This window comes from Collinsella aerofaciens (assembly GCF_039836695.1).
Taxonomy (GTDB): Bacteria; Actinomycetota; Coriobacteriia; order Coriobacteriales; family Coriobacteriaceae; genus Collinsella; species Collinsella aerofaciens_BD.
In genome coordinates, this window is sequence record NZ_JBDPAC010000029.1 from 1 (window position 1) to 17,862 (window position 17,862).

Consider the following 17,862-nt stretch of genomic DNA (forward strand, 5'->3'; position numbering starts at 1 on the left):
GCCCAGACCCAACGCCGAGATACGGTTGCCGCTTTTGGGGTCAACGCGATATTGCACGGCCCCTCCCTTCGCCATCAGCGCCCCGGCAAGGCGAAACACAATGGTCACGCAGCCGAAACATCGTGGAATCGCAATCGAGAACGTATCGTAACGCAGTAGAAATCGAGCTGTCACGGCACCGCTTTAACATCAGCAAAAAGCCCGATGAAAGGAGCCGGGCATGACCACGCGCGAGGACGCCTACCCCTACCCCGGCGAGCAATACATCCTCTCGGTCGACCGCTATCAGATCGAAGTCATGGACCATCTGGACGAGCTTCCCGCCACAGGCGCCGTTATCTTCTGCACCTTCCCCAAGGTCCGTGATGGTGTCGGATACCCCGCGCGTGTCTTTGCGGTCTGCCCCGCGGAATAAGTCCAACGCATCTGTTCTTCTATATATCCGCCATCCCGCATATGCAAGGCGCTCCGGCGGCTTACAATCCATCAGGCGCCCCTTACGCGGGCGCCTTTTATATGGGGAGATGATTCACATGCAGATCAACAAGGTCACCTTTATCGGCAAGGGCGGCGTCGGCCTGCTCTACGGCAGCATGATTGCCAAGGCCCTCGGCAATGACGCCGTCGAATACGTTATGGATGACGCCCGTTTTGAGCGTCACGCGGGCGATGCGCTCACCGTCAACGGAAAGCCTTGCGATCTCACGTCCGTCCGTGCCAGCGAGGCAGCGCCCGCCGATCTGGTCATCCTGACAGTCAAGACCACCGGTCTCGACCAAGCACTCAAGACTATGGAGCGCGTCGTGGGACCCAACACGCTCATCGCCTCGCTGTGCAACGGCATTACGAGCGAGCAAAAGATTGCCGAACGCTTTGGCTGGGAGCATACCGTTCTTGGTATCTGCCAGGGCATGGACGCCGTGTTTCTCAACGGCGCGCTCACCTTTACCAATGCGGGCGAAATCCGCTTTGGCGCGGCGGCCGGCACGAACCCCGCAACCATCACCGCAATCGACGAGCTCTATACGCGCTGCGGCATCGCCCATACCGTCGAGGACGACATCGCCCACCGCATGTGGGCCAAACTCATGCTCAACGACGGCATCAACCAGACCTGCATGGCCTACGGCGGGAACTACGGAAGCGCCACGGAGCCGGGCTCCGAGCAGCGTCGCTGCTTTGTTTCCGCCATGCGCGAAACGCTTGCGGTCGCCAACGCCGAGGGCGTTGAACTGACCGAGGCAGACCTGACGCAAATGGTGCACCTCATCGAGGGAATCGACCCCGCCGGTATGCCCTCGATGGCTCAAGACCGCATCGCAAGGCGCAAAACCGAGGTTGATGAGTTCGCGGGCACCATCTGCCGCCTCGCAGCCAAACACGATATCCAGGCACCGCAAAACGAGTGGCTCTATCGGCGCATCCGCGATATCGAGAAAAGCTGGTAGCGCCGACGCGCCGCATTCAACAGCCTTAACAGCAAAACCGCCGCAAGGGAACCTTTCCCCTGCGGCGGCCTTCATCTTCGTCTATGACCGGCGGCCGATCTCACAACAGTTAGCGTTGCGACCCCGGCACCTCGTCCTCATCGTCGCGGCAAAGAACCACGCCTGCGCTTCCCAGCAGCGTGGCCGCGATCAGCGCGCCGACCACGATAGGAGCAGCCCCGCATGTCCCCTGCATGCCCGCGACGAGCGCGGCCGTGGGACCAAGGCAGCCAAGCATCAACGCGACGGCGGCAACGGCAATATCTCGAGCATTCACAAGACCACTTCCTCCAAGAGAAAGACCTTATTTCTCAAGAACCAGTGTGCCCCGCATCCATACGCCCAGCGTACCGCCACGGTAAGGGCTCTGTTAACTCAAACGCATACATAGAACGGACGTCCTTACGTTGCCCTAAAGCTCGGTAAAGACGCCCGTCCGCCAAATATCCGTGATGCAGAAAAATTACCAACCGGTGTAGTAATCGGTGGTTCCGGCAGCGCAGCCGGAGTCATAGACCTTGCAATCACCCTTGGAGCCCGTAAAGGTCGAGCCCTGGGCCATATCGCCCGCGGCAACAACGTAATAGCCGTCGGAATCGCGCCAGAAGCCCTCAGAATCCTGAGTCCATTCGCCCGTGCGATAGTGATAAAGCACATTGCTGCTGTAATAGGTCTCGCGGCGCCCGTTGTAGTTATTGACACCCGCAGAGCGCGTCAGGCCCGATCCGTTCGCGTAGGACGCGGCAGACGCGTAAGACGGAGTGTAACCGGCGTTGTAGTACGAAGCCTGGGCGGCCTCGGCAGCCTCCGCCTCGGCGGCAGCCTCGAGCGCTTCGCGCTTGGCATCCTCAAGCGCAGCGCGCAGCTCATCGAGCTCGGTCGACTTGGCGTCGACCTCCCCCATCGTCAACAGGCTACCCGCACCGTCGATGCAACCCTGCAGCACAGCACGCTCGTCATCGGTAGCATAGTCGCCATACATATTCATAATGATCTGAGCGCGCATCTCAAGGGAATCGCGCTTGGCCTCCATCGAGGCGTTCCACTCCTGCATGGAACCATAACCATCGCCGCGATAGTCAACGGGCTGCACCAGCGTCGCCTCGGACGGCGTAGGTCCAACCGTATCGGATAGTGTTGCCGCGTGGGCATCGGTTGCACCGGCGCCCGCCAAAAGTGCCACGGTCAGAGCGGCGGAAAGGGCGGCGGCTTTCGGTTTTCGTGAATCGATCCTCATGTAGCTAGAAACCTCCGTAGTGCGTTTTTGCTGCGTTTGAGCTGCGTGTGATTCGATCGCGCTGCATAGTACCCCGAGCAAATCGCGACCTGCGGTTTTACTCAAAAGACGCACGTCAATTGCGTAAAACTCACATCCTCTTAACAGGAGTTTTCCACATCTCGATTGCATAAAGCATGCCAAAAACCCTGTTTTTGCACCCGCTCTATGCAAAAAAGGCGCCTGTGCAACCATTGTTCGCACAGGCGCCTTGAGCAGGCATTTTATGCAGTTATACCTATCGAGTCGCAAGGGGTCCTTGCACAAGTCGCCTTACTCGTCCAGCGCGGCGAAGGCCTGCTTCAGATCCCAAATGATATCCTCGGCGTTCTCGGTACCGATGGAAAGACGGATCGTGGAGGGCGTGATGTTCTGCTCGGCGAGCTCCTCGGCAGAGAGCTGGGAGTGCGTGGTGGTAGCCGGGTGCACGACGAGCGACTTGACGTCGGCCACGTTGGCGAGCAGCGAGAAGACCTGCAGATGATCGATGAACTTCCAAGCTGCCTCCTGGCCACCCTTAATCTCAAAGGTAAAGATCGAGGCACCGCCGTTGGGGAAGTACTTCTGATAGAGCTCGTGATCGGGGTGCTCAGACAGGCTCGGGTGGTTCACCTTGGCGACATGGCAATCACCAGCCAGGAACTCAACGACCTTCTTGGTGTTCTCGACATGACGGTCAACGCGCAGCGACAGAGTCTCGGTGCCCTGGAGCAGGATCCAAGCGTTGAACGGGCTGATGCAGGCGCCCTCGTCACGCAGCAGGATGGCGCGGACATAGGTTGCGAAGGCGGCGGGACCGGCAGCCTCGGCAAACGAGACGCCATGGTAGGAGGGGTTGGGCTCGGCGATCTGCGCATACTTGCCGCTCGCCTTCCAATCGAAGTTACCGCCGTCGACGATCACACCGCCCAGCGAGGTGCCGTGGCCGCCGATGAACTTGGTTGCGGAGTGGACGACGATGTTGGCACCATGCTCCAGCGGACGGAACAGATACGGGGTGCCGAAGGTGTTGTCGACGACAACCGGCAGACCGTGCTTCTTGGCGATCTCGGAGATGGCATCGATATTGGGGATGTCAGAATTGGGGTTGCCGAGCGTCTCGAGGTAGATGACCGTGGTGTTGTCCTTGATGGCGCCCTCGACCTCGTCCAGGTTGTGGGCATCGACGAAGGTGGTCTCGACGCCAAACTGGGAGAGCGTGTGCTCCAGCAGGTTGTAGGAACCGCCGTAGATGGTCTTCTGAGCCACCACGTGGTCACCGGCCTGGGCAAGAGCCTGCAGGGTATAGGTGATGGCAGCAGCACCGGAGGCAACGGCAAGACCTGCCACACCACCCTCGAGTGCGGCGATACGGTCCTCGAAGACGCCCTGGGTGGAGTTGGTCAGACGGCCGTAGATGTTACCGGCGTCGGCAAGACCAAAGCGGTCGGCGGCGTGCTGGGAGTTGCGGAACACATAGCTCGTGGTCTGGTAGATAGGCACGGCGCGGGAGTCGGATGCGGGATCGGCGCTCTCCTGGCCAACGTGAAGCTGCAGGGTATCGAAACCAAAGGTGTGCTCGGGGTTGTTGATGAACTGGCTCATGATGATCTCCTTGATCGAACAAAAGTAAATTAATTAGAGAGAAGTAAGTCGCTGTCTCCTGATCACGCCGACGGGCGCAAACAGGAGCCCGGCATTCGTCTTGGTAAGCAATTCATATGCGGGCCTCCTTTCGCATCCCGGTTCCGTGGTCGGTTTAATTACCTACCGCCTTTGTGTGTTTTGAATAGTACGAGCATTGTTTCGCTCGGTCAATCACTTAAAAGCGCTAACCTGTTATCGGTTTTATAGATAACGCTCGAAAGGACGGCGCCGATGACCCTCCAGCAGCTTCGTTTCCTGATCGCCGTAGCAGAGTCCGGCTCAATCAATGCCGCAGCTCAACGCCTCTATACCGCTCAGTCCAACATCTCAAACGCCGTCAAAAGCCTGGAACAGGAGCTCCACCTGGAGATCTTTACGCGCTCCAGCCGCGGCGTCACGCTCACCAACGACGGCACGGAGCTTTTGGGCTATGCGCGCCAGGTCGTAGAGCAGGCCGACATGCTCGAGGCGCGCTACGAGGACGGCGGCACCCCGCAAGCCCGCCTCGCCATCTCCGCCCAGCACTACGCCTTTTCGGTCGAGGCCTTTGTCAACGTGGTCGAGCGCTGCCGCGACAGCAAGTTCGAGTTCATCATGCGCGAGACCACCACATCGCAGATCATCGATGACGTCCGCGCATTTCGCAGCGATATCGGCATTCTGTATCTGGATGACTTTAACGCCCGCGTTCTGCAGAAGGCCTTCGCCGATGCCCGCGCAAGCTTCCATCCCCTCTTCGACGCGACGGTCCACGTCTTCGTTAGCGAGCGCCACCCGCTAGCACGCCGCCCTCAGCTGTCCCTTGCCGACCTTACACCCTATACGCGCTACAGCTTTGAGCAAGGCACCTCGAACTCCTTCTATTACGCCGAGGAACCTTTTAGCTATATCCCTTGCGACCGCAACATACGAATCTCGGACCGCGGAACACTTACTAACTTACTTATCACGTCGAACGGTTACACCATGTCGACCGGTGTCCTCTCCAATGAAATGCAATGGGGTATGGCATCGATCCCGTTAGCAGACGCCCCAACGATGCACGTAGGCTATATCATGCACAACGAGCGCAAGCCCTCTTCCCTCTTGCAGCAATACCTCGACGAGCTCAACCGCATCATCCATGCCAACTAACCGTCGGAAGACGGGGTAGAAATCATAGATTGCTAGCCCCCGGCGGGCATGGCGCTACAATGGTCACTCACACGAAACGTACCCAACGAAAGGAAGCCCGTGAAGGTCATCATCTATACCGACGGCTCGGCCCGATCAAATCCGGGACGCGGCGGCTACGGCGCCGTACTCAAATACACCAACCCCGCCGGCAAGACCTTCACCTCCGAGCTTTCACGCGGCTACGCCAAGACCACCAACAACCGCATGGAACTCATGGCGGTCATCGTGGCGCTCGAGGCGCTCAACCGCCCCTGCGAGGTCGAGGTCCATTCCGATTCGCAGTACGTCGTCAACGCTTTCAATAAACACTGGATCGACGGCTGGAAAAAGCGCGGGTGGAAAACTGCCAACAAGCAGCCCGTTAAGAACCGTGACCTGTGGGAGCGCCTGCTTGCCGCAAAGAGCAAGCATAAGGTGGAGTTCATCTGGGTTAAGGGCCACGCCGGCCACGAGCTCAACGAGCGCTGCGATGAGCTCGCCACCACGGCGGCCGACGGCAGCAACCTCGATATCGACACCGGCTTTAACGAGAGCGACCTGTAATAGCGTTTTCGCGCAGCTTTATATCCCCACGCGCTACACTCATCCTGTAGACCAAACAACGCAAGGGGGACGTATGCTGCGCATCGCGACCATCGGCACATCCATGATCACCGACGACTTTATCCAAGTCGTCAACGCCAACGACCAAGCCGCGTTTGTGGGCACGCTCTCGCGCGATGCCGAGCGCGGCGCCGCCTTTACCGCCGAACACGGCGGCGAGCGTAACTTCACCGCACTTGACGAGCTTGCGTCCGCCGTCGACGTCGACGCCGTCTATATCGGCAGCCCTAACGCACTTCACCACGAGCAGGCCCTTGCCTGCATCGCCGGTGGCAAGCATGTCATCGTCGAGAAACCCTTCTGCGCCACCGAAGCGCAGGCGCTGGAAGTCTTCCGCGCTGCCGAGGCAGCAGGTGTCGTGGCCCTCGAGGCCATGCGCCCGCTCCATGACCCCGCTTTCCACGCCGTCGAGGACGCCCTGGGCGAGATTGCGCCCATTCGTCGCGCCTCACTGCGCTTTGGCAAGTATTCTTCGCGCTACAACGAGGTTCTCGCGGGGCGCGCCACCAATATCTTCGACTGCCACATGGCCTCGGGCTCCCTCATGGACATTGGCGTCTACACCGTCGAGCCCATGGTCGAGATTTTCGGCATGCCCTCCGGCCTTACGAGCATGACTACTCTGCTCGACCCCACCACGCGACAGCTCACGCACGGCCCCATCGACGGCTGCGGTTCCATCCTCGCCAGCTACGGCGGTGGCCGCATCTCCGTCGAGCTCGCGCACTCCAAAATTACGAATGACCTGCTGCCCTCGCAGATAGAAGGCGAGCGTGGCACTATCCAGATCGACCATCTGTCCACGCCCCGCAACGTCCGCATCGACTATCGCGGCGATGTCGTACGCGGCTCAGCGACCGAGGCACCGCGCGAACAGGGCGAGAACGGCCGCGTGCTCGACCTGCCCAAATCGAGCAACACTATGGAATACGAACTCACAGACTTTATCACCGCCATCGGCGGCATCGATAACGTTAAGGAAGAGATTTGGGAGACCCCGGCGGGACGCCACGAGCTTGGCCACTACCGCGATGTCACGCTCGTCTCACTGCGCATCATGGATGCCGTGCGCCGGCAGGCCGGCATTATCTTCCCGGCCGACGCAGGCAAGCAGGCATAGCGATGGGTCTCTTCGATACGTTCTTCTCCAGCGTCACCGGCGGCAGTCGAGAACCCCAAAAACCATCAAACGTCGAGCTCGAGCTGCGCCGCAGACTTACTGTGCTCGCAAGCGACGAGGCCACTCAAGACACTCCCCTGCGCTATTTCCTGCGCTGGGCGGGGCAAGTCCAAGGCGTTGGTTTTCGCTTTACCACCACCAACCTCGCGCAGGCACGCTCCCTCACCGGCTGGGTGCGTAATATGGAAGACGGCTCAGTCGAGATGGAGATACAGGGAGCTCCGGCAAACATCCTATCTCATCTCGAGGCGCTTCATGCCTCCTACGAGCGCATGGGAACGCGTTTTCGCCTCGTAGACGCCCAGGCCCGAGCCCCACTTGCCAATGAAGACGGTTTCAGTCCTCATTATTAGTATTGTGTGCTAAATACGGTATCATTTACCTACGACCGTTAATAGAAAAGAGGCGAGGCGCATGGCGGTGCAAAGAAGGAATACCAGGCAGCGAAAGCTGGTTCTTGACGCCGTGCGCCAAAGCTATAACCATTCCACCGCCGACGAAATCTACAACGTCGTGCGCGCGCAGGATGACAAAATCAGCCGCGGCACAGTCTACCGCAATCTCAATCTCTTGGCCGACGCCGGCGAGATTCTCTCCATCAAGACACCGGGCGGCAGTCGCTTCGATCGCACCATCGAGCCGCACGCGCATATTATCTGCACCTCGTGCAGCCGCGTCATCGACGTACCGCTCCCCTTCGATGCCCAGCTCGACGCCAAAGCGTCCGAGCAAATCGGCTGGCACGTCACGTCGCACTACACCATCTTCGAGGGTCTCTGCCCCGACTGCCGATAGATGTTTGGGACATGCCTTAAAATCCACCTTTCCGCACTCTGCAGCAAAAAGTAGATTTCTAGACATGTCCCAAATGTCTACTCAGCAAGTAGACGACGCAGCTCTTCTTCGACCGTGCGCACGTAGCGGACGCGGTCGTTGATGCCACGCATAGAGGGATTGCAGCTCTCCATCAGATAGGGATGGCCCACGACGTTAAGCATGTCGCGATCGTTCTCATTGTCGCCAAACGCCATCATCTCATCGGGCGAAATACCCAGGGCACGACCGTAATCGGCAAGCGCGGAGCCCTTGCCCGAACCGAAACCGATAAAGTCCGTCCATTCGGTTCCCGACGTCATCACGTCGACACGGTCGCTGAAGAGGCGCTCAAAATGCTCCAGCGCCGCCGGCTGATCCACCTCGGGCGTCTGGAAGGCAATCTTAATGACGTCCTCGTCGATGTCCTCGGGACGGTCGACCACCGCCACATCGCAGTGGACCTCATAGCGCAAATGGTCGACGAACGCATCGTTGCCGCTCATGGTGTAGAGGTGCCCCTCACACGAAAGGGCCACGTCGGCATGGGGATACGCAACCACGGCATTCGCGATATCCATAGCAAGGCTACGCTCCATGGAACGCTTGACGACGGCACGCCCCTCGCTCATCACCAGGGCTCCGTTTTCGCATACATAGGCGAGCTCATCGGCCACCGGGGCAAACAGGTAGCGCAAGCTCGCATATTGACGGCCGCTCGCCGGCATAAACACGATACCGCGACGATGTAGCTCATCGATAAGCTCAAAGGCCTCGGAACGCGGCTCGCGCTCCCCCGGATGCAGCAACGTGCCGTCCAAATCGCATGCAATCAGCTTGATTCCCTCAAGACCCATATGCTTTCCCCCAAAGCACCTCATCAACAGTAAGACGGACTTTGAATAGCTGCCTCTCAAAGTCCGTCTTACTCATACGCACGTTAACCGCGCGCCTTCTTTACGATCGTAAAGTCGGGAGCCATGCTCACGACGACCTCCGCCGCACTCGACGCAAAGCGCCGGCTGGCATCGAGCTCGCGCGTGACCACTGAGAGCCGAACACCCTCGACACCCCGGAGCATGCGGCCCAAAACAGGCTGCACCGGCGTATACATGCGCACGGTATGCTCGTCCGAGTCGCCTCGGAAGAGCGGCGCATGCATGTTGCCGATCTCCCAGCACGCATGCGCGAGTGCAATCGGATCCATGCGGTCGACTTCGACCAAATAAACCTCGGCGCTGCGCAGGCGCACGACAACCGCCACGGGCACCACGCCCGAACGGTCAATGGCGAGCACGTCACCGTCGGCAAGACGACCACCGTCGGTAGCATCCGGCCGAACATCGATCGTGCGCCCCAGCTCCGTCACGCCCGCAAACGCGCATACATCAGCCTGGTCCCAATCGAGCAGTAGCTCATCGACCTCAAAGACACCGCCCAGCTCCCGGCGAAGCAAAAGCTCATAGGACGGGTCGTTGAGATTTCCGAGGCACGTTGTCGAAACCAGATTTGCAGGCACAGCCTAATCCTCGACCTCGACGAGCTCGATATCGAAGTTGAGATCCTTGCCGGCAAGCTCGTGGTTGGCATCGAGCGTCACAGCCTCGGGCGTCACGTCAATGACGACGGCGGGGACGGGCATACCGCTCGGCGTGGACAGGAAGAGCTTCATGCCCTTCTCGATCTGCTCGATGTTGGGAACCTGCTCGGCCGGGAAGGTCAGAACCATCTCGGGATTGTGCTCGCCGTAGGCATCGGCAGCAGGAATGTGCACGGTCTTCTTCTCGCCCACCTGCATGTCGACAACAGCGGCGTCGAAGCCCTTGATCATCTGACCGGCACCGCAGGTGAACTCCAGCGGCTCGCCGCGATCGTAGGAGCTATCGAACTGCGTGCCGTCGTCGAGCGTGCCGCGATAATGGGTCTTGACCTTCTTGCCCTGGTTGGACATGGTAACCTCCGTGATAAGGGCGGCGCACAACGCAGGCCGCCGTGAACATATGGCGCTAACTATACCCTAGTCATACAATTCAATGACAGTTTGCAAAGAAACGCTGCAACCGGAGGAACCATGGCATATCCCGTATTTGACCTACACTGCGACACCGCCGACCGAATCGGCTGGGCCACGCTCGATCTCGACCTGCGCTTTACCGCCGGCACCGACGGTTATTTCCCCGGCGACGAAACGCATCCGCAAGATTTCGACCTCATCGAGGGCAACGCCTGCGCCATCTCGCTCGCAAAGATCGGCAACACGCCGTGGGCACAGTGCTTCGCCACGTTTGTCCCCGACGAGATTCCCACCGCCCACGCCGCGCGCTTCCAGGCGCAAATCATGGCGCATATGAGCGGCCAGGCAATGCTCAACCACGACCGCATGGTCAACGTACGCAGCGCCGCAGACATTCGCCCCGCGCTCAAGGACGGTAAAGTCGCTTGCATCCACACCATCGAAAACGCCACGTTCTTTGCCGAGGACCCCGCACTGATCGAGGTGCTCAAGAGCTTGGGCGTGCTTATGTCGTCACTCAGCTGGAACGCGCAGGGACCGCTCGCGAGCGGACACGATACCCACGCCGGCCTCACCGCCGCCGGCATCGAGGCGCTTGCGCAGATGGAGCACGCCGGCATGGTACTCGACGTCTCCCACCTCAACGATGAGTGCTTTGACGAGGTTGTCGCCCACGCCACGCGTCCCTTCGTCGCCAGCCACTCCAACTCCCGCACCGTCTGCAGCGTCAAGCGCAACCTCACCGACGACCAGTTCCGCACCATTCGCGACATGGGCGGTATCGTCGGCCTCAACTACTGCAGCGAGTTCCTATCCAACGACGCAACCGACAAGACCGCCGCAGACGTCACCTTCGACCAGCTGGCGGCACATATCGAGCACTGGCTCGACCTGGGCGGCGAGGACGTCATCGCGCTCGGCGGCGACTGGGACGGTGCCACGGTGCCCGCTTTCCTCTCCGATGCCAGCATGATGCCCGAGTTCCAGAACATGCTTTCCAAGCATTTTGGCAAGACCGTGATGCAGAAGCTCTGTAGCGACAACGCGCTTGCCTTCTTTGAGCGTTATTAATTTCACATCCCTTGAGCGGGCCGGCATGCCGAACGGTCGACATGCCGGCCCGTCCCCAATCTGAAGGACCGCTTTTGACGCAGCAATTTACGATTTCCATATCCCGACCGGATGGGACGCCCATCTCCGTCGTCGTTACCAAAAAGCGCGTCAAAAACTTCAACCTACGCGTCACATCAAGCGGTGAGGTCCACGCCAGCGCACCGCTCGGCGCCAGCCGCGAGCGCATCGAGGCATTTGTGAAGCGCAACAGCACCTGGATTGTCAGCCGACTTGCCAAGCGCGAGCAACATCAGGCGACGGCGCGAGAGCCGCTCAGCACCTCGTCCGTCATTGCACTTTGGGGCAAGCCCATCACGGTACAGGATGCACTCGATCACAACTTTGCATCACCCGCGCCGCGGCCCAAGCAGGCCACCTTCGCAAGCTTTATGGGTACCGACGAATCGGACGAAGGCCCACAGGCCAAGCGGCGCGCAATCCTCGACGGCCTAACGTCCGACGAGCTCCAAGCCCACATCAGCCAGCTTTATACGACCGAGGTCACCGCAGCGCTACGCGACATCGTGCACGCATACGAAATCACAATGAGTGTCGCCGTTTCCCGCGTCTCCGTGCGCAGCATGAAAACGCGCTGGGGATCATGCACGCCCAAGACCGGAGCCATTCGCATCGCACGCGAACTTGCCGCTTATCCCATCGAGTGTCTCGACATGGTTGTCGCCCACGAGCTCGTCCACTTGCTCGAGCCAAGCCACAATCAGCGGTTTCACGCCCTGCTCGACAGGTACTGCCCCAACAATAGAGCGCTGTCGCAGCGGCTCAAGCAGCCACCCATAGAGACGTATTAGAACCGGTTAGCGCACGCGCTCGATCTCGACGCCGCAGCTTGCCAGGGGAAGACCGACGGGCGCCCAAGGCTTATCGAGCTTAACACGCACGCCAAGCAGCAAGGGGTAACGACGCAGCAGCATCTGGGCCACACCCTCGGCTGCCGCCTCGATGAGTTTAAACGTATGCTCGCGCAGATAGCCATCGACATCGTGGCACACCGAGCCGTAGTCAATCGAGGCGTCCAGGTTATCGTGCTCCCCCGCTGCACGCAGGTCGGCATAGAGCACCAAGGACACGATGAACTTCTGACCCAGCGCGTTCTCTTCGGGATACACGCCGTGGTTGGCAAAGACCTCGAGACCGTCGATAGTAATGCGATCGGCATGGCGCAGATCGTCATAGCTCACGTGGGGCACCGCCGTTGCGGTGGATATTTCGCCCCTTCCACGGCGTGCGAGCTCGGCACCTTCAGTCTTGGTTGCATTCTCGGGCAGTATTTTGTTACTCATCGCGATCGTCTCCTTCGTTTAGAACCCCGACCGCGCAAACTAACTACACGCGAATCGACAGGTTCTTTTTATCATCGCTCCAGTTGCAAGCATTGCGCGCGGGGCATGCAAAGCAGGCGCGCGACGCTTTGTCGGCTGCATAGAGCAAACGCTCAAGCGGTTGGCTGTTCACGCGCAGCTTTCGATGGCCCAGAATGGCCGTCTTAATGGCTGCGGCATCGGCCGGCTCAAACGCCACGTCATCAGGCATGCCGCCGAGAATTGCATCAGCGACGCGTTCGCTTGCAACATCATGGGATATACCCGATTCATACTGTTCATCTTTGCCGATATCGTGAAGAAGTGCCGTGGCGTAGATGACCTCGCGGTCAAACTCGAGATCTTCCTCGAGATTCTTAATCCACATAATGCGAGCGACATCGAGCAGATGGTCGATACCGTGGCGGCAGAAGATGCGCCCCGATTCCAGCTGAGCAATGTTGCCCAGGTGGCGCCGGAACAGGCCGTTGGCACAGATGTAATCGATACGAGGCATGACGCCAAAAGGCGCCAGGCCCGAAGCCATAAAACCGCGACGCGGCGTTCCCTCGTCAGTATTCGATGTAAAGTCGTTGACGACTCTCATAGTTAGCGTCCCAGCATCCTAAAGAAACGCTCTTCGAGCGCGGGGTCGGTCTCAAAGACGCCGCGGCGAGCGAGCGTCACGGTCTTGGTGCCGGGCTTTTGCACGCCGCGCATGGTCATGCACATATGCTCAGCTTCCATGAGCACAATCGCTCCCTGGGGAGCGAGATAATCCATGAGGGCGTCGGCAACCTGCGCACACAGCTGCTCCTGCAGCTGCAGACGGCGGGCATAAACCTCAACCGTGCGAGCAAGCTTAGAGAGCCCTGCGACACGGCCGTTGGGGATATAGCCAATGGTAGCCTTGCCATAAAACGGCAGCAGATGATGTTCGCACAGCGAGTAGAACGTGATGTCGCGCTCGATAACCAAATCGTTCGAAGCGACGGCAAACGTTTTGGACAGGTGCTCCTCGGCACTCTGGTCCATACCGCCGGCGATTTCGCCATACATACGGGCAACGCGCGCCGGGGTCTCCAGCAGGCCCTCCCGAGTTGGGTCCTCGCCTATGCCCTCAAGCAACAGCTTAATGGCGGCCTCGACTTTTTCCTGATCGACCATCTGGGCCTCACTTTTCCGATTTTGCGTTCGCGCTATGGTACCACGCCCTCCGGCATCGGCCACAAGCTACATAGTATGGGTCGAATAGACCGGATCATCACGCCAAAGTTCAACTGCATCACAAAGCGCAACGCCCTCGCGCTCAGCACGGGCGCGCGTAGCGTTCATGTCGATCACGCGCTGATTGCTCGAGCCCCTAAAGCGCAACGAGATATCGTACAGATCCTGAACGAACGGGCCGTCCACCAACATGTCGAGGCAGGCCAGGATACGGTCCGTCACCTCGGTATGATGACGGCCACCCGGCATAAGCTCCTCGAGCACGTCACCGGTAAAGCACCAAATGGTCTTGCCCGACCCCGCAGGATAGGCCGCACGCACGCGCTCGATAAAGTCAACAAGCCCCGCCTGATTCTCGGGCTCCATAGGCTCGCCACCCAGAATCGTCAGGCCATCGATAAAGGGATGATCGAGACTCTCGATAATCTTATCCTCGACGGCGCGATCGAACGGCTCGCCAGCGGCAAAGTCCCACGCGACAGAGTTAAAACAATTCTTGCACCCACGACGGCACCCGCTCACAAACAGAGAAGTACGAACGCCTTCTCCATCAGCAATGTCGAAATACTTAATGTTCGCGTAGTTCATAGGTAACTCTCCCGGGAGGCCGGGACATATCATCCCGTCCTCAAACATTCTCGGCCTTCGGCCTGCGAAACTGCGGGCGGGACGATATGTCCCGGCCTCATGCAAAGGGTAACTCAATGAACGAAGCGAACATCGAGCATAGGGTTCGAGGTCCAATAAAAACTGGGTTGCGGCTCAACCGCCATCGCAAGTAAATCGCAGCTGCAGCTCAAATTATTTCCGCTAAGAACTTCGAGGAGTGAGCAGACCGTGCGCTGCATCTCAGCTACGTTAACTTGGCTGAACCGAGAGGGCCGCTTGGGCTTTTGCTCGATATGAGTTCCGCACGCAAAGAAGGCCACTTAATGTGGCCTTCGTCTTGCGCAGGACTGTCCGAAATAGCGAGCAAAAGCCCAAGCGGCCCTCTCGGTTCAGCCCCGGAGCGGTATTAGAGATGCAGCACGCGGTCGCGGATCTCCTCGGTTCGACCCTGGTTCCAGAACTGGGTACCGATGTAGCCGCACGTACGACGGGCGACGTTCATCTTCTCCTGGTCGCGGTTGCCGCAGTTGGGGCACTCCCATACCAGCTTGCCATCGTCCTCGACAATCTTGATCTCGCCATCGTAGCCGCACACCTGGCAGTAGTCGCTCTTGGTGTTGAGCTCGGCGTACATGATGTTGTCGTAGATGTACTGCATCACGCGAATGACAGCCTTGAGGTTGTCCTGCATGTTGGGAACCTCAACGTAGGAGATGGCGCCGCCCGGCGAAAGCTGTTGGAACATGCCCTCGAACTTGAGCTTATCGAAAGCATCAATCTCCTCGGACACATGAACGTGATAGCTGTTAGTAATGTAGCCCTTGTCCGTCACGCCCGGGATAATGCCAAAACGGCGCTGCAGGCACTTGGCGAACTTGTAGGTCGTCGACTCCAACGGCGTGCCGTACAGCGAGAAGTCGATATCGCTTTCGGCCTTCCACTCGGCGCACTTGTCGTTCATGCGCTGCATGACGGCCATGGCAAACGGCGTGCCTTCCTTCTCGGTGTGGCTGTGGCCCGTCATGTACTTGACGCATTCATACAGGCCGGCATAGCCCAGGCTGATGGTGGAGTATCCGCCCACGAGCAGCTTGTCGATCGTCTCGCCCTTCTTCAGACGAGCGAGGGCGCCGTACTGCCACAGAATCGGTGCGGCGTCAGAAAGCGTACCCATCAGGCGCTCATGACGGCACAGCAGGGCACGGTGGCACAGCTCAAGGCGCTCATCGAAGATCTTCCAGAACTTGTCCATATCCTGGTGCGAGCTCAGTGCGACATCAGGCAGGTTGATGGTCACAACGCCCTGGTTAAAGCGACCATAGTACTTGGGCTTGTTCGGGTCGTAGTTCAGCGCGTTGGCAACATTGTTAAAGCCGTTGCCCGAACGGTCGGGCGTCAGGAAGCTGCGGCAACCCATGCAGGTGTAGCAGTCGCCGTTGCCGGCGGTCTCGCCCTTCGACAGCTTGAGCTCGCGCATCTTCTTCTCGGAGATGTAATCGGGCACCATGCGCTTGGCGGTGCACTTGGCAGCCAGCTGGGTCAGGTAGAAGTACGGGGAATCCTCGTGAACGTTATCGTCCTCGAGTACATAGATAAGCTTGGGGAATGCCGGGGTAATCCACACGCCGGCCTCGTTCTTAACGCCCTCGTAGCGCTGGCGAAGCGTCTCCTCCACGATCATGGCAAGGTCGTGCTTCTCCTGAGGCGTACGGGCCTCGTTAAGATACATAAAGACCGTCACGAACGGCGCCTGGCCATTCGTGGTCATAAGGGTTACGACCTGATACTGAATCGTCTGGACGCCGCGACGGATCTCGTCACGCAGACGGTCCTCAACGACCTCACGGACCTTTTCGGGAGATGCGGAAACGTCGAGCTCCTCAAGCTCGCGAGCGACCTCGCCGCGAATCTTTTGACGGCTCACCTCAACAAAGGGGGCAAGATGGGTCAGCGAGATGGACTGGCCGCCATACTGGGAGGAAGCAACTTGGGCGATAATCTGCGTCGCGATGTTGCAGGCGGTCGAGAAGCTGTGCGGCTTCTCGATCAGCGTGCCCGAGATAACAGTGCCGTTCTGGAGCATGTCCTCCAGGTTCACCAGGTCGCAGTTATGCATGTGCTGAGCAAAGTAATCCGAATCGTGGAAGTGAATCAGGCCCTCATTGTGGGCATCCACGATCTCCTGGGGCAGCAGCACGCGCTGGGTCAGGTCCTTGGAGATCTCACCGGCCATGTAGTCACGCTGAACGGAATTGACGGTCGGGTTCTTGTTGGAGTTCTCCTGCTTGACCTCTTCGTTATTGCACTCGATCAGCGACAGAATCTTGTCGTCGGTCGTGTTCTTCTGGCGCTTCAGGCTTTGAACATAGCGATAGATGATGTAGTGGCGGGCAACCTCGTAGCAGTCGAGACGCATGATCTCGTCCTCGACCAAATCCTGGATCTCCTCGACCGAAACGGTATGGCCCGCGTTCTCGCATGCCTCGGCGACGTTTTGTGCCGCGTAAACCACCTGGCGGTCGGTAAGACGAGAGCTCTCCTCGACCTCCAAGTTTGCGGCGCGGATGGCATTGACAATCTTATCGATGTCAAAGACAACCTCGGTGCCGCTGCGCTTGATGATCTTCATCCTCTTGCCTCTTTCGTATCGTAGCCTCATCGCGCTTCAGAGCCAAACGATACCCGGCAGGGCTTGCCCCTGTCTTGCGGCGCCGTCGCGCAATCTGTGTTCTCGATAAACCATAAGCCTCCATGCGGACATTCCCTGGAGCCGATCAAGCGGCTCAAGGACACGTTCAAAAGAGGCAGTTAAGGTCTTCGTTCTCTGTCCGCCATCTATCATACGACAAAGAGGCATCTATATCCTGTATTCTTTTTTTAGGTCAAACACAACATATAGTGTTTCAGCAGGTCAAAGCAATTAGTCATTTTGCAGACGCATTAAAAATGAGGGGTTCTTGGCAAGTCGGTAAAACGCTACCAACACGGCTACCTGCATGGCAGTTATAAAACCCCCTTAGTCAAGCCGCTGACAAATCCTACCAAAACCAAGTCGCTCACGCCAAAAGAATCCAAAAGATTATGCTTGACCAACATGTTGCGGTCACGATCGGCCAGGACGTATGCAATCTGCCGGCACCTCTACGGGATGCGAAGACCATCGCGTACAGACCTTGGATCAATATTTGGTGGCTTATATTGGCGGCGTGCTTGGTGGCAAAACAAAACAGCCCAGAGGACATAGCCTCTGAGCTGCGAACATTTGGTGGGCGTTAGAAGATTTGAACTTCTGACCTCTTCCGTGTCAGGGAAGCGCTCTCCCCCTGAGCTAAACGCCCAAATGGAGCGGACAACGGGGCTCGAACCCGCGACCCCAACCTTGGCAAGGTTGTGCTCTACCAACTGAGCCATGTCCGCTT

The 17,862-nt window shown here is 58.8% G+C and carries 20 protein-coding genes and 2 tRNA genes; 9 read left to right on the top strand and 13 right to left on the bottom strand.

The genetic code is table 11. The features are described 5' to 3' along the window. Nucleotides 1-220 precede the first annotated feature (220 nt). Nucleotides 221-415 carry a cyclase family protein gene (locus ABG996_RS09875; protein ID WP_347478593.1) on the top strand — a complete coding sequence of 65 codons (195 nt, stop codon included), beginning with the start codon at nt 221-223 and terminating at the stop codon, nt 413-415. A 118-nt stretch (nt 416-533) separates the two neighbouring features. Next, nucleotides 534-1,448 carry a ketopantoate reductase family protein gene (locus tag ABG996_RS09880; RefSeq protein ID WP_347478595.1) on the top strand — a complete coding sequence of 305 codons (915 nt, stop codon included), beginning with the start codon at nt 534-536 and terminating at the stop codon, nt 1,446-1,448. A gap of 109 nt (nt 1,449-1,557) precedes the next feature. Here ABG996_RS09880 and ABG996_RS09885 read toward each other — a convergent pair whose 3' ends face one another. From ABG996_RS09885 to ABG996_RS09895, 3 genes are all read right to left on the bottom strand, one after another. Further along, nucleotides 1,558-1,764 (bottom strand): hypothetical protein, encoded by a 207-nt coding sequence (locus ABG996_RS09885; protein ID WP_238022794.1) that lies wholly within the window; start codon nt 1,762-1,764, stop codon nt 1,558-1,560. Nucleotides 1,765-1,950: 186 nt separating this feature from the next. Then, nucleotides 1,951-2,724, bottom strand: a complete 774-nt coding sequence (locus ABG996_RS09890) for a hypothetical protein (protein ID WP_117848772.1) — start codon at nt 2,722-2,724, stop codon at nt 1,951-1,953. A 312-nt stretch (nt 2,725-3,036) separates the two neighbouring features. Continuing rightward, nucleotides 3,037-4,347, bottom strand: coding sequence for an O-acetylhomoserine aminocarboxypropyltransferase/cysteine synthase family protein (locus ABG996_RS09895; RefSeq protein ID WP_347478596.1), 1,311 nt, complete (start codon nt 4,345-4,347; stop codon nt 3,037-3,039). Nucleotides 4,348-4,620: 273 nt separating this feature from the next. On the opposite strand from ABG996_RS09895, the gene ABG996_RS09900 reads away from it, so the two are divergent. The 5 genes from ABG996_RS09900 to ABG996_RS09920 all read left to right on the top strand — a co-directional run bounded on the left by ABG996_RS09900 (nt 4,621) and on the right by ABG996_RS09920 (nt 8,143). Beyond that, nucleotides 4,621-5,523, top strand: coding sequence for a LysR family transcriptional regulator (locus ABG996_RS09900; protein WP_347478597.1), 903 nt, complete (start codon nt 4,621-4,623; stop codon nt 5,521-5,523). 48 nt (nt 5,524-5,571) lie between these two features. Continuing rightward, nucleotides 5,572-6,108 carry a ribonuclease HI gene (gene rnhA, locus ABG996_RS09905; RefSeq protein ID WP_117776457.1) on the top strand — a complete coding sequence of 179 codons (537 nt, stop codon included), beginning with the start codon at nt 5,572-5,574 and terminating at the stop codon, nt 6,106-6,108. 73 nt (nt 6,109-6,181) lie between these two features. Further along, nucleotides 6,182-7,288 carry a Gfo/Idh/MocA family protein gene (locus ABG996_RS09910; RefSeq protein WP_347478598.1) on the top strand — a complete coding sequence of 369 codons (1,107 nt, stop codon included), beginning with the start codon at nt 6,182-6,184 and terminating at the stop codon, nt 7,286-7,288. A 2-nt stretch (nt 7,289-7,290) separates the two neighbouring features. Then, a complete protein-coding gene (locus tag ABG996_RS09915) occupies nt 7,291-7,701 on the top strand; it encodes an acylphosphatase (protein WP_347478599.1) in 411 nt (136 codons plus the stop codon). Nucleotides 7,702-7,762: 61 nt separating this feature from the next. After that, the gene (locus ABG996_RS09920; RefSeq protein ID WP_347478600.1) at nt 7,763-8,143 is read left to right on the top strand and encodes a Fur family transcriptional regulator; all 381 of its coding nucleotides are present in this window, start codon (nt 7,763-7,765) and stop codon (nt 8,141-8,143) included. 77 nt (nt 8,144-8,220) lie between these two features. Here the strand turns inward: ABG996_RS09920 and ABG996_RS09925 are convergent, their stop codons facing one another. The 3 genes from ABG996_RS09925 to ABG996_RS09935 form a co-directional block, all read right to left on the bottom strand. After that, nucleotides 8,221-9,018 (bottom strand): HAD-IIB family hydrolase, encoded by a 798-nt coding sequence (locus ABG996_RS09925; protein WP_347478601.1) that lies wholly within the window; start codon nt 9,016-9,018, stop codon nt 8,221-8,223. An 83-nt stretch (nt 9,019-9,101) separates the two neighbouring features. Then, complete coding sequence (locus ABG996_RS09930; RefSeq protein WP_347478602.1) at nt 9,102-9,680, bottom strand: urease accessory protein UreE; 579 nt, start codon at nt 9,678-9,680, stop codon at nt 9,102-9,104. A 3-nt stretch (nt 9,681-9,683) separates the two neighbouring features. Continuing rightward, nucleotides 9,684-10,112 carry an FKBP-type peptidyl-prolyl cis-trans isomerase gene (locus tag ABG996_RS09935; protein ID WP_117817160.1) on the bottom strand — a complete coding sequence of 143 codons (429 nt, stop codon included), beginning with the start codon at nt 10,110-10,112 and terminating at the stop codon, nt 9,684-9,686. A gap of 120 nt (nt 10,113-10,232) precedes the next feature. On the opposite strand from ABG996_RS09935, the gene ABG996_RS09940 reads away from it, so the two are divergent. Together ABG996_RS09940 and ABG996_RS09945 are read left to right on the top strand one after the other, a co-directional pair. Further along, nucleotides 10,233-11,246, top strand: coding sequence for a dipeptidase (locus tag ABG996_RS09940; protein ID WP_347478603.1), 1,014 nt, complete (start codon nt 10,233-10,235; stop codon nt 11,244-11,246). A 74-nt stretch (nt 11,247-11,320) separates the two neighbouring features. After that, nucleotides 11,321-12,097 carry a M48 family metallopeptidase gene (locus ABG996_RS09945; protein ID WP_347478605.1) on the top strand — a complete coding sequence of 259 codons (777 nt, stop codon included), beginning with the start codon at nt 11,321-11,323 and terminating at the stop codon, nt 12,095-12,097. A 6-nt stretch (nt 12,098-12,103) separates the two neighbouring features. Here ABG996_RS09945 and folB read toward each other — a convergent pair whose 3' ends face one another. The 7 genes from folB to ABG996_RS09980 form a co-directional block, all read right to left on the bottom strand. Next, entirely contained in the window at nt 12,104-12,589 is a 486-nt protein-coding gene (gene folB, locus ABG996_RS09950; protein ID WP_347478606.1) for a dihydroneopterin aldolase, read from the bottom strand. A 43-nt stretch (nt 12,590-12,632) separates the two neighbouring features. After that, on the bottom strand, nt 12,633-13,214 hold the full coding sequence (locus tag ABG996_RS09955; RefSeq protein WP_195232128.1) for an HD domain-containing protein: 582 nt from the start codon (nt 13,212-13,214) through the stop codon (nt 12,633-12,635). Nucleotides 13,215-13,216: 2 nt separating this feature from the next. After that, nucleotides 13,217-13,774 carry a GTP cyclohydrolase I FolE gene (folE, locus tag ABG996_RS09960; protein ID WP_238057582.1) on the bottom strand — a complete coding sequence of 186 codons (558 nt, stop codon included), beginning with the start codon at nt 13,772-13,774 and terminating at the stop codon, nt 13,217-13,219. Between the two features lie 66 nt (nt 13,775-13,840). After that, nucleotides 13,841-14,422 (bottom strand): anaerobic ribonucleoside-triphosphate reductase activating protein, encoded by a 582-nt coding sequence (nrdG, locus tag ABG996_RS09965; protein ID WP_227790061.1) that lies wholly within the window; start codon nt 14,420-14,422, stop codon nt 13,841-13,843. 427 nt (nt 14,423-14,849) lie between these two features. Continuing rightward, nucleotides 14,850-17,072 (bottom strand): anaerobic ribonucleoside-triphosphate reductase, encoded by a 2,223-nt coding sequence (nrdD, locus tag ABG996_RS09970; protein ID WP_347478608.1) that lies wholly within the window; start codon nt 17,070-17,072, stop codon nt 14,850-14,852. Between the two features lie 634 nt (nt 17,073-17,706). Then, nucleotides 17,707-17,781, bottom strand: a tRNA-Val gene (locus ABG996_RS09975). A gap of 3 nt (nt 17,782-17,784) precedes the next feature. Continuing rightward, nucleotides 17,785-17,860, bottom strand: a tRNA-Gly gene (locus tag ABG996_RS09980). Nucleotides 17,861-17,862: the final 2 nt, after the last annotated feature.